This window comes from Absiella sp. AM29-15 (assembly GCF_003434225.1).
Taxonomy (GTDB): Bacteria; Bacillota_I; Bacilli_A; order Erysipelotrichales; family Erysipelotrichaceae; genus Hoskinsella; species Hoskinsella hominis.
This window is the reverse complement of the sequence record NZ_QVFL01000002.1, coordinates 296,805-311,211: the sequence shown is the minus strand read 5'-3', so window position 1 is coordinate 311,211 and position 14,407 is coordinate 296,805. Positions and strand designations below refer to the sequence as shown.

13 protein-coding genes are annotated in these 14,407 nt (G+C 35.6%); 6 read left to right on the top strand and 7 right to left on the bottom strand.

Translation table 11 applies throughout. The annotated features are described in order from the left end of the window. Positions 1-16: 16 nt before the first annotated feature. Complete coding sequence (locus DW761_RS03545; RefSeq protein ID WP_117516433.1) at positions 17-592, top strand: ATP-dependent Clp protease proteolytic subunit; 576 nt, start codon at positions 17-19, stop codon at positions 590-592. On the opposite strand, the gene DW761_RS03540 is transcribed toward DW761_RS03545, so the two are convergent. From DW761_RS03540 to DW761_RS03510, 7 genes are all read right to left on the bottom strand, one after another. Further along, complete coding sequence (locus DW761_RS03540) at positions 579-3,140, bottom strand: EAL domain-containing protein (protein WP_117516432.1); 2,562 nt, start codon at positions 3,138-3,140, stop codon at positions 579-581. The genes DW761_RS03545 and DW761_RS03540 overlap by 14 nt on opposite strands. Before the next feature lie 117 nt (positions 3,141-3,257). After that, positions 3,258-3,980 carry an ABC transporter ATP-binding protein gene (locus tag DW761_RS03535; protein WP_117453037.1) on the bottom strand — a complete coding sequence of 241 codons (723 nt, stop codon included), beginning with the start codon at positions 3,978-3,980 and terminating at the stop codon, positions 3,258-3,260. Continuing rightward, positions 3,973-5,523, bottom strand: coding sequence for a glycine betaine ABC transporter substrate-binding protein (locus tag DW761_RS03530; protein ID WP_117453036.1), 1,551 nt, complete (start codon positions 5,521-5,523; stop codon positions 3,973-3,975). The genes DW761_RS03535 and DW761_RS03530 overlap by 8 nt, the downstream gene beginning before the upstream one ends. Before the next feature lie 71 nt (positions 5,524-5,594). Next, complete coding sequence (locus DW761_RS03525; RefSeq protein WP_117453035.1) at positions 5,595-5,831, bottom strand: hypothetical protein; 237 nt, start codon at positions 5,829-5,831, stop codon at positions 5,595-5,597. Between the two features lie 17 nt (positions 5,832-5,848). Further along, on the bottom strand, positions 5,849-7,363 hold the full coding sequence (locus tag DW761_RS03520) for a serine hydrolase (RefSeq protein ID WP_117516431.1): 1,515 nt from the start codon (positions 7,361-7,363) through the stop codon (positions 5,849-5,851). Between the two features lie 221 nt (positions 7,364-7,584). Continuing rightward, positions 7,585-8,235 (bottom strand): hypothetical protein, encoded by a 651-nt coding sequence (locus DW761_RS03515; RefSeq protein ID WP_117453033.1) that lies wholly within the window; start codon positions 8,233-8,235, stop codon positions 7,585-7,587. A 113-nt stretch (positions 8,236-8,348) separates the two neighbouring features. Continuing rightward, positions 8,349-9,419, bottom strand: a complete 1,071-nt coding sequence (locus DW761_RS03510) for a tyrosine-type recombinase/integrase (RefSeq protein ID WP_117516430.1) — start codon at positions 9,417-9,419, stop codon at positions 8,349-8,351. A 249-nt stretch (positions 9,420-9,668) separates the two neighbouring features. Between DW761_RS03510 and DW761_RS03505 the strand changes: the two genes are divergently transcribed. The 5 genes from DW761_RS03505 (at position 9,669) to DW761_RS03485 (ending at position 14,304) form a co-directional block, all read left to right on the top strand. Continuing rightward, on the top strand, positions 9,669-10,490 hold the full coding sequence (locus tag DW761_RS03505) for a PTS sugar transporter subunit IIC (protein ID WP_117453031.1): 822 nt from the start codon (positions 9,669-9,671) through the stop codon (positions 10,488-10,490). Beyond that, on the top strand, positions 10,480-11,484 hold the full coding sequence (locus DW761_RS03500) for a PTS system mannose/fructose/sorbose family transporter subunit IID (RefSeq protein ID WP_117516429.1): 1,005 nt from the start codon (positions 10,480-10,482) through the stop codon (positions 11,482-11,484). Before DW761_RS03505 ends, DW761_RS03500 begins: the two co-directional genes overlap by 11 nt. A 108-nt stretch (positions 11,485-11,592) precedes the next feature. Continuing rightward, the gene (locus DW761_RS03495) at positions 11,593-12,258 is read left to right on the top strand and encodes a hypothetical protein (RefSeq protein WP_117453029.1); all 666 of its coding nucleotides are present in this window, start codon (positions 11,593-11,595) and stop codon (positions 12,256-12,258) included. 233 nt (positions 12,259-12,491) lie between these two features. After that, positions 12,492-13,313 carry a PTS mannose/fructose/sorbose/N-acetylgalactosamine transporter subunit IIC gene (locus DW761_RS03490; protein WP_117453028.1) on the top strand — a complete coding sequence of 274 codons (822 nt, stop codon included), beginning with the start codon at positions 12,492-12,494 and terminating at the stop codon, positions 13,311-13,313. Further along, positions 13,303-14,304, top strand: a complete 1,002-nt coding sequence (locus DW761_RS03485; RefSeq protein WP_117516428.1) for a PTS system mannose/fructose/sorbose family transporter subunit IID — start codon at positions 13,303-13,305, stop codon at positions 14,302-14,304. The genes DW761_RS03490 and DW761_RS03485 overlap by 11 nt, the downstream gene beginning before the upstream one ends. Positions 14,305-14,407 lie beyond the last annotated feature (103 nt).

Here is a 14,407-nt window from a genome sequence, read left to right as displayed (position 1 = left end):
CGGGAGGGACTACGCTATGGTGATTGTACCAACTATTATTGAACGAAATGCAAACAGTGAACGTGTTTACGATTTATATTCCTGCTTATTAAAAGAACGTATTATCATATTGACCGGTGAAATTGATGATGCAATGGCATCTAGTATAACTGCCCAGCTGCTATATCTGAATTCTTTAGGCAATGCGCCTATTCAAATGTATATCAATTCTCCTGGAGGCAGTGTTACCGCTGGTCTTGCGATTTTTGATATTATGAATTTCATCAGTTGTGATGTTTCCACCATCTGTATGGGCATCTGTGCAAGTATGGCTGCAATTTTATTATGTGCTGGCACAAAAGGTAAACGCTGTGCTCTTGAAAACAGTGAAATTATGATTCATCAACCCCTTGGTGGAATGCAGGGGCAGGCCAGTGATATGGAAATTGCCGCTGAACATATGCAGTATATTAAACAAAAACTATATCATATTTTAGAAACGCAAACAGGCCAAAAACCTGAAACCATACGTAACGATTGTGATCGTGATACGTATATGAATGCGCAGAAAGCAAAAGACTATGGCATGATTGACACCATCATTCATCCATAGTCTTTTCTTCTATTAATCGTTTTGTAATTTCTTCTTCATTCACTGGTTTTCCAAACAGATATCCCTGATAATAATCAAGTTCAAGATCAGAAACAAAGTCGAGTTCTTCTACTGTTTCAATGCCTTCTAAACAAACCTGAATATCAACACAATGACATATTGCGATAATAAACTGAATAAACAAGACATCAAATTCACTTTTCTGAATATCTTTCACAAAGGCCTGATCGATTTTCACAACATCACTGACTCCTTTTTTCAGGTTTTCCAATGTAGAGTAACCTGTTCCAAAATCATCCATCGCAAGTCTTACGCCTTGACTTCTTAAATCATCAAACATATCCTGAATGATCTGCATATTGCCAACTGTGTTGCTTTCCGTTAATTCTAAAATCAAATTCTTAGATGGAAATGCCAGTGCCTCCATCCTTTGTTTTACTTTTTCCTGAAAATCACCTTTTAGTATTTGTAAAGCTGACACATTTACACTGACAGAGAATTCCGGTTCTACTGCCATCCATTTTTTACAAGCATGCATTGCCTGTTCTAGCACCCATAATCCCATGGTTTCTATCATACCATTTTCTTCCATGACTGGTATGAATTCTATTGGTGGCACAAAGCCTAGATTACCGCCATTCCAACGCATCAATGCTTCTACACCCATCATTCTTCCTGAACTAGTTTCTATCAGTGGCTGATATGCGACAGAAAAACCACGATAGTTTTCCGCAATACACTCACGAAGCGAACGCAGGATATCCAAAGATCGTAATTTGTTTTCTAAAATCTGTGGTTCAAAGAAACACAGACGGTTTTTCCCTTTGTTTTTTGCCAACTGTAATGCATAATCCGCAAAGGTATATAATTCTTGAAAATCCTGCTGTTTACTTGTAGATATCGCACAGCCTGCGGATATCTGTATCACACATTGAAAACGTTCCTGCAGCTGTTGGTGTAATAATTGACGTTGTAATATCTGATACATCTCCTGAATTTCATTTGCCTGTGCGTTTTCTATCAAAACACCCATTTGATCATTATCCAGTTTGTATAAACTGGCATTTCCAGGCAGACTTGATTGTATCAACTGCGAAGTTGCTTTCAACACCATATCCCCAAAGGAGCGATCATATAGTTCATTTACATTTTTAAAGTCATCAATATCAAGAACAACAACGCTCAGTGTTTCAATTGCACGATCTTTTAATTTTTGTGCGCCCGCTTTATCGAATTCTTGGCGGTTTAATAAATGAGTCAATGGATCAATCTTGTTTTGACGATCCAGCTGTGTCATGATGCCCGCAAAAATACTTGGTTCCCCATATTCATCACGCATAAGCTGTCCACGACATTTTAACCAGATATATTCGCCTTCCACTGTCTTTGCACGAAATTCCACAGAATGATAATCCATCTGATTTTCACCTATTTGCATATTAGATTTATAGAAGCGCTCCCAGTCTTTTGGATGAACGATTTTCTTCCATAAAGGCAATGGATTTTCAATAATTTCCTGTGGCAAACCAAACAGTTTTACCTGTGCTGGTGAGTAACGGAAAATCCCGCTTTTCATATCACAAATATATATAAAATCATCTGTACTGTTCAATAATGCATCATACAAAAGATTACTGTCAAAATGAAATTCTTCTTTATGTTCTTTCTCATGACGGAAAGGATTTTCACGCTCTGCCATTCGGGTTTTATGAATTCTTAATTTTTGTTTATACATGATATCATCTGCATTCGCAATAATATCGTCAATATCTAAAGTATCATCCCATGTAACGGTATAGATGCCATAACAATAAGACATTTCATAGTCTTTATGATATGCTTTCTTCAATTGTTGTACATGCTGCATTTCCTTATACATAAAATGCGCTATCTGTTTTTCATCCATAGCAGTACTGACGATCACAAATTCATCACCACCCAGACGAAACATAAAATCTGATCCCTGTAACTGTTCTTTTAAAACAGAAGTCAGCGTCTTTAAAAGGAAATCGCCTTCTCGATGGCCATATTGATCATTTACAATCTTTAGATTATCCACATCCAGCAATACCAGTTGTACATTTTCTTTTTCCTGTTTTGCTTTATTTAACGTCTGACGTAATAATTCCTTACCTGCTCGACGATTAAATACCTGACATAAATCATCTAAGCTGGCCATTCTGTTTAACTCTACAGAATCTGTGATATCTAAAGATTGTTGAAGATGTGCCTTGCGTCCATCAAGCCATGTTACTAAGCAATCATAGTTTTCAAAATCTTTATCTAGTTTGGTATTATGCTCTTTCCATATGATATAACCATCCCGATCTTTTGATTGCATTAATTTCTTCTTAGGACAAAACTCACATGGTGTTTCTTTATGATCCTGTAATACTTTATAACAGATTTCTCCTTCTGGATGCTCTAGCTGAAAGATAGCCTTCATCCGCTGATTCATGAATAAAATTTCATCTGTTTCTAAATCTGTTACATAAATGCCAGTTTTTAAACGATCTAGAACATCTATCATATTATCTGTTTTTCCCATATTTCCTCCACATTACCACGAACACATATTCTATTCTTATTATACCTTTTTTACGTAAAAATTGGTAACGCATTCGATTGATTTATGAAAAAAGTCACAATTACATCTCATTTTGTGTTACATATATGACAACAATTGCTTCACGAAGGCAGTTTTGGGATGATTTCTTATATTCTGTGCTGTATCAAACTGTTCCACAACACCATCCTTCATGACAATCACACGTTCTCCCAAATACAGTGCTTCTTTGATATCATGTGTCACAAAGAGCAAAGTAAATGGTTCTCTTGCGTGAATTTTCAATAATTCTTCTTGCAAGGTATGGCGGGTAATTTCATCTACAGCACCAAATGCCTCATCCATTAATACAACACCCGGGTGTGCTGCCAATGCTCTAGCAATTCCAACACGCTGTTTTTGCCCACCACTTAGTTCATCAGGATATCGGCGCAGTAATTCTTCTTTTAAATCCACGATTTTCAACAATTCAAGTATTCGTTTTTGAATGCTTTGATGATCTTCTTTCTTCAGGTGTAAAACATAAGCGATATTTTCTTCAATAGTCATATGCGGAAACAAAGCAATACTTTGAATGACATAACCAATTCCCTGACGCAAGATATTAGGATTCATTTCTTTGATATTCCTTCCATCAATATAGACAGAGCCATGATCTGGTAGAATCAGTGCATTGATCATCTTCAACAGCGTTGTTTTTCCACTTCCACTGCCGCCAATGATGCTAACACGTTCATGTGTATGAATAGATAAGGATACATCCTTCACAACCTTTTGTGTCCCATAACTTTTTTCCACATGTTCCACTTTTATTTCACTCATGATGCTTCACCTCCAGCAAGCCTTTTTTCTCCAGGAATTCTTTTGCGACTTCTTGTTCATTTCGTTTAAAAGATTCTACCTGATCATTCATTTCAGCCATTTCCTCATCACTGATCAAATGATCCATCAGCATTAAGATATCCTTTAGTTCAGGATATTTGATAAGCGCATCCTCCCTTATCACAGTCCCTGCATAATAGGATGGAAAGAAGTGGTGATCATCTTGTAATAATACAATATCAGGATCATGTAATCGTCCATCTGTGGTAAATACTATGATGCTATCTACCTGTCCTTTTAATAACGCATCATATTTTAAGCCGATATCCAGATCCATGGTTTTATCAAAATGAAGCTGATATTCTTTTGCGATGGCATCATAGCCATCATCTCGTTCATAATAATCATATTCTCCACCAAAAGAAAGCTTTGATGATACCTTCGCAAGATCTGAATATGTTTTTAAATGATATTGATCTGCTGTTTCTTTTGTGACTGCGATGCCATAAGTATTATTGAATCCATATAATCCTATCCATGCCAGTTGGTATTTTTCATGATATGCCTGCTTTAATTTCTGATATAAGACATCATCTTGTGGAATTGTCTTTTCTTTCAGCACAAAACTCCATGATGTACCTGTATATTCTGGGTATAAATCAAAATCACCTTTGACAAGTGCAGGATGAATGTTGCTGGTGCCTCCACCAACCCCTTTGGTAATTTCCACCTGTATATCACTGCGATCTTCAATCAACAATTTCAACATTTCGCCAATGATAAATTCTTCACTCATTGGTTTTGTGGCAAGCTGTAATACTGCTTTTTTCTTAGGGGTATAAAACAGGGATCCTCCCAATACCATAAAAACAACAAGTACTATGAGCATCACGCGTTTTTTCAACTGTTTACTGTGATGGCGATTCCTTAAAAATCTTTCCAAACAGCCAATGAGTATATCGATCATAAATGCTAAAATGGCAACTGCCAGACTGCCGGCAAATGTCATCGTCATATTGTTTGTTGTAATCCCTCGATAAATTGCGACTCCCAAACCACCTGCGCCTATGAATGAAGCAATACCGGCTAATGCAATCGTCATAACACTCATGTTTTTAAAACCAGAAATAATGATGGGCATCGCAAGTGGCAGTTTGATTTTGTACAATATCTGTAGATCACTACTTCCCATACCTCTGGCTGCTTCCACAACATCTTGATCCACATTCTCTAAACCCGTATAGGTTGCACGAATAATTGGCAATAATGCATAAATACTTAAAGCAATGATGGCACTTTTATTTCCTATTCCACTTACCGGAATCAAAAACCCCAGCATAGAAATAGATGGTATCGTATATAAAAAGCTGACAATTCCTAACACAATCGGTGATAAACGTTTCTTTTGATGGATAAATACACCCAAGGATACACCTAACACACTTGCAATCACAATTGCGATAAAAGATATCTGTAAATGTTCCATCACCAATGACATGATAAAATCAAAACGTGTTTTATAAAATTCTAATAAATTTCCCATAGAATCACTTCCTTCCTTTATATAAAAGACAGGATATGAAACGAAATATTCATATCCTGCTCATCTAAGCATTAACAATGACCATCTAAATACATTTGTTCCTGATCTTGATATTTCTTTGCTTCCTCCTCACTTAAGAAAATAGTATGATGTATTTGGGAAGAATCTAAAATATGCAGACCACCACAACCTCCATAGCCTTCAATACTGAATGTTTCATGCTCCTTTGTTTTTTTCAGGTCAATTACTTTTCCACTCATTGCAAAACCATTTACTAGAAAATATACCTGCATGCCTTCTTTTAACATATCTATTTCTCCTTTCCTTAATATATGTTCGCAGCTTCACGAACCAGATCTTCTAAAAGTTTCTGCATCTTTTGAATTATTGGATGATTTTCCATACCATATGGTGCAGCTAGTTTCTGACTCTTTACAAATCCTAGCCAGATGCTTCCTGCCTCATCACGCCAAACACCAATTTTTAATGGCAACTCCAACGCAATGCTTTGATCCACCTGCATTAAATGGGTACCAACAGATGGAGCACCAAATACCAGAATCGTTGTTTCTCTTAAATCCATTTGTACATCTCTTGCATTTTGTGCATGATCGAATTTCGCAAATACTGGAATATCTCGTTTCTTTAACGCTTTTTCTAATCGTTCTATCGTTTCAGATACAGAAAACTGACTTTCCATCAAATATAGATGTTGATCATCATAATTCGTAGATAATAAATCTCCAAATGCGCCTGCAATTTTTCTTGCCAGATTAGTGAAATCAATACCTTCTTTATTCGCAAGCAAGGTTACACATACCAGTTCGTTTGGATCTGTAAAACGGCTCAAAAACATTGAATAACCGGGAATACTGCCTTTGATATCCATCAATCCACGATGATTATAAAACTGCCATCCTGCAACAGCCGGTATTTCTTTTCCATTAGCCAAAGTCCATGGTCCATATACCAAACGACGATTTTGAGGTTCATGAATCAATACACCACCAGCAAGCGCAATATCCCAATAAGAAATATCCTGTGCACTTGCCCACAAATCATGATAACCTTTCATGCCGTTTGCCTTTTTCACATCGATTTTATTTCCATCCTGATCATAGCTTTCTGCTATTTCTGTTGGATCAATCATTTCACTGTGCAATTTAAACAATTGATGAACCGGATTATTTTCTGTAATGTCCTCATGATGAAATGCATCTAAATCCTCATAGAAACCAGTATGTTTTAAACCAAGATAATCAATTTGATGTTTCCAGATAAAGTCATGGTAGCTTATATGGGTGACACGTTCAATGATTTCACTTAGTACTAAGAAGTTTGTAGCACTTTGTTCAACATCTTCATTTGGCATAAAATGCAGTTTATCTTCTACAAGCATCATCGCTTCTTCAAAGTTTTCCTCACCTGTATACGCTTGTGCTTTTGTATAGTCACTGCAGCCACTTGCATGATGCATGGCATCTAATATGGTGATATCATTCATAAAAGCAGGCAGTTCTGGTATCCATTTTCTGATAGAATCTTGTAGATCCAATTGTTTTTCTTCATACAGCTGCATAATAGCGACTGCGGTAAATGCCTGAGATATGGCGCCAATTGGCCACATGGTATTTACACTGGCCAGACGTTTTGTTTTAATATCACTGCATCCATATCCCGCAACTCTTGGAATATAAGGTGCCTGCACAATAGACAGCGTTAATCCATCAATTTCCTCCTGCTTCATAAAATCAATAATCATCTGGTCAACACTGAAATTCAAATAACTTACATCATAATCTCCACGTTGCTTTACAACTGTATGTTCCTTTGTATTCATAAAAATACTCCTTCCCAAAGACATCCTTCGATATCTTTATCATGAATGCGAAACGCTTACTGCTTGTGTTACTTGATACATGATCTTATCTGCCATATCATCGCCTCTTAACTGTAACTTTTATTATTACATTTATATCATAACTTGTGTATCTCTGTTCGTCAATTCATATACACTCAAAAAAAATACCATACAGATGTATGATATTTCTCGTTTTATGATTAAGCTAATTTGTGTGTAAGTTCTTCTACATGTTCTTTTGCGGATTTTGCATAATAATGGGATTCATTAAAACATCCTAAACAGCTTTGAAAATATGCCTGCGCCATCTCCCAGTTTCCCATTTGTTCATATTGTTCTCCAATATAATAAGCGCATGCGCCAAGTTCAAATGAACGAAGTGTTTCAACCAATGCTTCCATTTCTTCTAAATCTTCACTGTTCTTATGAAAATTGACATCAAAAGCATACTGGCTTACTTTTTTAAAATTGACATCCGTACTATTCATGATTTTGTCCAAAATAGCCTGTGCCGCCTCTTCATTTTGCTGATATAGATATAAATGATAATATGTTTCCATTATATCTTTTTTATTTTCTTCATTTACTTCATTTTTATATACGTTAAACAAAACTGACAGAAATTCAGAAGTTTCCATTTTCAGAAAGCTTGCCCGCAATAAATATAAATCACATGTATGTGATAACAACATTTTACGATTCCATTTGTTTTCTGCCATGGAAATCACAGCATCATAGTTTTTAGCTTCTAAACATGCATTGATCATCTTCAGTTTTGACTTTCTGATCATATCAAGGGAAAAGACTCCAATTAAAATAATTCCTATAATCAAAATGGATAATGTACTCATAATTTTTACCTCAATTCTAATGTCATTATTATACTATATTTTACCGGTAAAGGACATTGCTTTTTTATAGATGTTTTTTTACTATTTATCTTGTAGCTAACAAATAGCTAACACTAATCAAGAGCATTGATTGCTTTACGTAATTGAATTAAATCTTTGTGCGTATAAATCTTTTCCGTCATGGCATAAGATGAATGCCCAATCAGCTTTTTGATACTTGTTGCATTCGCATTTGCATTAGATAAACGTGTCGCAAAAGTATGACGACAATCATGTGGTAAATGATCCATATTCAATTTCTTCATGATAGGATCAAAGTACATATAACGATAATGATGATAATTGATTTTTTCATTGGTTTTTGGATGACGGAATAAATACTCATCTTTTGAATTCCAGTGCTTCATAACATATGGCACAATCAGGTTATGTAATGGCACCATACGGTTCTTTCCTGCTTCTGTTTTACTTCCACCTGTGATTGTCATCGTCTTTAAATTAACATCTTCATTCTTTATCTCAAATAATTCTCCAACGCGAAACCCTGTATAAATCATAATCAAAATCGTATCCACAAATGGTATTTCATCATGACGGAATAACTTTTTGATTTCACCTTCAGTAAAAGGTTTATGGATATCTTCAGTTTCTTCTTTCCGATTGATCGTGACGTATTTTGCGTAATTTTTCGTGATTATATCATTTTGCATCGCATATTCACATACTGACACCATCAGACTTTTTAATTTTAAATCACTCGCCACAGAAAGCTCACTTTCATCCATGATCTGTTGAAAATGCATCGTCTTTAAATCTGCGATTTTCATATGTTTAATTGCCTCACATTTGGCATATGCAGCCTTATATCCATTTACCGCATTCTGGCTTAAATTTTTATATTTCATTTTTGACCATTGATCATAGATATTTTCAAAAGTTAATGCACCCAGCTTTTGCAGTTCTTCAAAAAGAACGGGATTTCGATTATATTTCCATAAAGAAAATTCTGCGGCCTCCTGACTTTCATAAAATCCGATAATTTTACGTTTCTGTTTATATTTAGATTCACTTTGTTCAATACTTGTCGTGACACATGCGACCCATGGTCGTCTACGATTTCCTTTCAGCTTATAGACACTACCCATGCCATTTGCCTTTTTTATCGTCTTTTTCTTACTCGACATGTCTACACTCCCTCAGAATATTACTTTTCCTTCTACTATACGATACAATGTTCTACTATCTAAATCAATTATATCAGGGAGTGTAGCAAACAAGTAGCTAACATATTTTTTCAAGAATTAATCTTTAGACCCTTTCATTTACAGTATTTTCCTTGATTTATTAATTTATAAGCGAATTCTTTAAATAAGAAATAAATAGATATTTCAAATTATTTAATCTCAAGAATTAAGTAATGAAAGGAGAAAAAAATGGATGTAAATTTTATACAGGCACTATTGATTTTCGTAGTTGCATTTATCATGGGTATTGACCAGTTCAGTTTCCTTGAATCATTGTATCAACCTATCGTTTTAGGCCCAATTATTGGTGCAATCTTAGGAAATTTTGAATTAGGTATTGTTGTTGGTGGTGCTTATCAGTTAGTTCAGATTGGTAGTATGCCAATTGGTGGTGCACAGCCACCTAACGCAATCATGGGAACATTGATGACCGCAGTGTTTGCTGTATCTATGCAGTTAGAACCAACTGCTGAAGGTGTCGGTTTAGCGGTTGGTTTAGCTATCCCATTTGCAGTATTTGGACAGTATGCAGTTACTTTAACATTTACGATCATGTCAGGTTTAATGGCAAAAGCTGATAAAGCTGCAGAAGAAGCAGATGTAAAAGCTATCGCTACAATCAACTATACTGAAATGGCTATCTTAGGTGTGTTGTTTGGTGTATTGGCTGTTGCTGGTGTTTATAGTGGAAAAATCTTAGGTGAAACATTACGTGACTTATCATTCCAATTCTCTTGGGTGATGGCTGGTTTAGATGCTGCTGGTGGAGCAATGAAGTTTGTTGGTTTCGCTATCCTGATGAAAGTTATGATGTCAAGTCAGATGTGGGGTTTCCTGTTTGCTGGATTTGTAATGGCAAATGTTTGCCAGAATATCCCTGCATTAAGTGGGGCAACTTTGTTATTGAGCGCATTTGTTGGTCTTGCAATCGCATTGTATGACTACCAGGTTCATTCAAAAATCAAAGAAAGCGCTGGATCAAATGTAGGAGGTGTTTCTGATGGCATATAATATTCCTGAAAAATATCAAGATTTGACACCTGCTGCTCAACTTGATAAGAAAACTTTAAACAAAATGGTATGGATGTCTTGTTTCCTTCAAGCTTCATTCAACTATGAAAGAATGCAGGCTTGTGGTTGGTTATGGGGTATCTTACCTGGCTTACAGAAAATTCATACAAACAAAGAAGATTTAAAAGCTTCTATGGCTCACAACCTGGACTTCTTAAATACTCACCCATTCTTAGTAACATTCGTTATGGGTATCGTATTATCACTTGAACAAAACAAAGCAGATACTCAAACAATTCGTTCTGTACGTATCTCTGCAGCTGGTCCATTAGGCGGTATCGGTGATGCATTGTTCTGGTTGACATTAGTGCCAATCACTGCGGGTATTACTGCTAATATGGCATTAAATAACAAGAGTATTATTGGTGCTATCTTATTCTTGGCAATCTTTAATGCTGTACAGTTCGCAATTCGTTATTTCTTGATGCACTGGTCTTATAACTTAGGTACAAAAGCAGTTACAATGTTAACTTCTAATGCAAAAGAATTTACTCGTGCAGCCAGCATTCTTGGTATTTTCACAGTAGGTGCATTAATTGCTAACTATGGTACGACTTCATTACGTATCATGATTGTTGATCCTGCAATCAACGTGCAATCATTATTAGATGGTATTCTTCCTAAATTAATACCATTATTGATTACTGTTGGTTTGTACTTCCTAATCAAAAAAGGATGGACACCTATCAAATGTATTATCCTGATTCTGATTACTGGTATCATTGGTTGTGCATTTGGTATCTTTGCTGGTGATTCTAAAGCAATCGACGCTGATGGCCACCCTATTCCTGGTGGATATAACCCATTAGTTCAATGGTATGATTATCCTGCACCTGCAGCACCTGAAAAAACAGGACAACAGGCTTGGGATGCATTACAGAACGTTGTTGATCAGTTGGCTAAAGAAGGTACAACTGTTACTATGCCAGAATAATTAAACGATAGAAAGCACTCTCCAATCTATTAACTGCAAAAGGTCATGGATAATCATGACCTTTTCTCTTAAAACTATAATAAATTTTATAAAGTTGAGGTCGATATTATGAGTACGATTACCATATTTATTGTTGCACTAGCTGTTTTTTTCACATTATTATATCAAGTGTTAAAGCGTATTGCATTGAGCATGTTACAGAAAAGTCTTGCAAAACAAGATTATGCGACGGTTATCACAGTTGCTGATATGGGGTTAAACAGGCGTTTATTAAAAGATTATCTTTGTGACTTATATAAACTAAGAGCTTATTATCTTGATAAAAATGAAGATGAATTTGATAAACAATTAGATCATATGATTCAGCAAAAAGGATATAAGCTTGAAGATAAAAAAGATTTTCTTACCAATTATTTCCACACTTTTTTAATTAAAGAAAATAAAAAATACGCAAATAAACTTTTAAAAGGGATACAGCTTATAGGTGATTCTGATTTTAGCATATACAATGAACAGGCATATGAAGTCATCTTTGAAAAGCGTACAGATTTAATCGATACTATGGTTGATGAAATTAATTCTAAAAAATACTATGGGTTTCCCCTAGGAGTTATCGTATATACCATAGCTAGACAATATTTATATTTAAATGACATGGAACATGCATTGATATATTTTCAGAATGCATTGGTCTGTTTTCATCCAAAATCCATATATGTTCCAGTAATCAATGATTATATCAAAGAGTTACAAGCACAAGAAAAAAGCACCTAAAAAATCAAGTTATTCAAGTCATTAATTTCAGTATTTACTGCATATTGAAATTAATGACTTTTTTATTTTTACGCAATTATAGTTATCTTCGTATAAACATTTAATTTCATGTGATATTTAAATATATTTCTAATTTATTTAATAAATTAAAAATGTTGCCTGGTTATTTAAATAAGAATTAAAAAATTTCAAATTATTTAATTGTAAGAATTAAGTAATGAAAGGAGAAAAAAATGGATGTAAATATTATACAGGCTTTATTGGTCTTTGTAGTAGGATTTATCATGGGTATTGACCAGTTTAGCTTCTTAGAATCATTGTATCAGCCAATCGTTACATGTCCAATTATTGGTTTGATCCTTGGTAACTTTGAATTAGGTATCGTTGTTGGTGGTGCTTACCAGTTGATTCAGATTGGTAGTATGCCTATCGGTGGAGCTCAGCCACCTAACGCAATTCTGGGTGGAATTATGGCAACTGTATTCGCTGTATCATTAAACATGGAAGCAACAGCTGATGGTGTTGGTGCAGCAATGGGTCTTGCTATTCCATTCGCAGTATTCGGACAGTATGCAGTAACTTTGACATTTACAATCATGTCAGGTTTAATGGCTAAAGCTGATGATTATGCAGCAAATGCTGATGTAAAAGGTATCCGTAATATCAACTTTATGGAAATGGGTATCTTAGGTGTCCTGTTTGGTGCTTTGGCTGTAGCTGGTTTATATGGTGGTACTGCTTTAGGTGCAACATTAAAAGACTTCTCATTCCAGTTCTCTTGGGTAATGGCTGGTTTAGATGCTGCTGGTGGAGCAATGAAGTTTGTTGGTTTCGCTATCCTGATGAAAGTTATGATGTCAGGCGAAATGTGGGGCTTCCTGCTTGCTGGTTTCGCAATGGCAGTTATCTGCAATAACATCGCTGCAGTTTCTGGCGCAACTCTGTTATTGTGTGCATTTGTTGGTGTTGCAATCGCTCTTTACGATTACCAGATTCACACAAAGATCAAAGAAAGTGCTGGATCAAATGTAGGAGGTGTTTCTGATGGCATATAATATTCCTGAAAAATATCAAGATTTGACACCTGCTGCTCAACTTGATAATAAAACATTGAACAAAATGGTATGGATGTCTTGTTTCCTTCAGGCTTCATTCAACTATGAAAGAATGCAGGCTTGTGGTTGGTTATGGGGTATCTTACCTGGCTTACAGAAAATTCATACAAACAAAGAAGATTTAAAAGCTTCTATGGCTCACAACCTAGACTTCTTAAATACTCACCCATTCTTAGTAACATTCGTTATGGGTATTGTATTATCACTTGAACAAAACAAAGCAGATACTGCAACAATTCGTTCTGTACGTATCTCTGCAGCTGGTCCATTAGGTGGTATCGGTGATGCATTGTTCTGGTTGACATTAGTACCAATTACAGCTGGTTTAACAGCTAATATCGCAATGGAAGGTAATATCTTAGGTGCTATCATGTTCCTTATTATCTTCAACGTTGTTCAGTTCGTTGTTCGTTGGTGGTTAATGCACTGGTCTTATAGCTTAGGTACAAAAGCAGTTACAATGTTGACTTCTAATGCAAAAGAATTCACACGTGCAGCTTCTATCTTAGGTATCTTCGTTGTTGGTGGTTTAATCGCTGCTTATGGTACAACTTCTTTACGTATCATTGTTGGTAACCCTGCAATTAATATTCAGGGATTGATTGATGGTATCCTTCCTAAATTAATTCCATTATTGATTACATTAGGTATTTACGCATTAATCAAAAAAGGATGGACTCCTGTTAAATGTATCCTTCTGATTTTGGTTTGTGGTATCGTTGGTTGTGCATTCGGTATCTTTGCTGGTGATTCTAAAGCAATGGATTCTGATGGAAATACTATTCCTGGTGGATATAACCCACTTGTTCAATGGTATGACTACCCAGCTCCAGCTCCAGCAGAAAAGACTGGACAGCAGGCTTGGGATGCTGTTAAGAGTGTTGTTGATCAGTTAGCTAAATCTGGTGTAACTGTAACAATGCCAGAATAGTTTAAAACAATAGAAAGGCAACTCTCCGTTCTATGTAATGCTAGTAGGCATTTAAAGGTCATGAACTTTCATGACCTTTTTCTTAAAATTTAGAAAAGTCGAG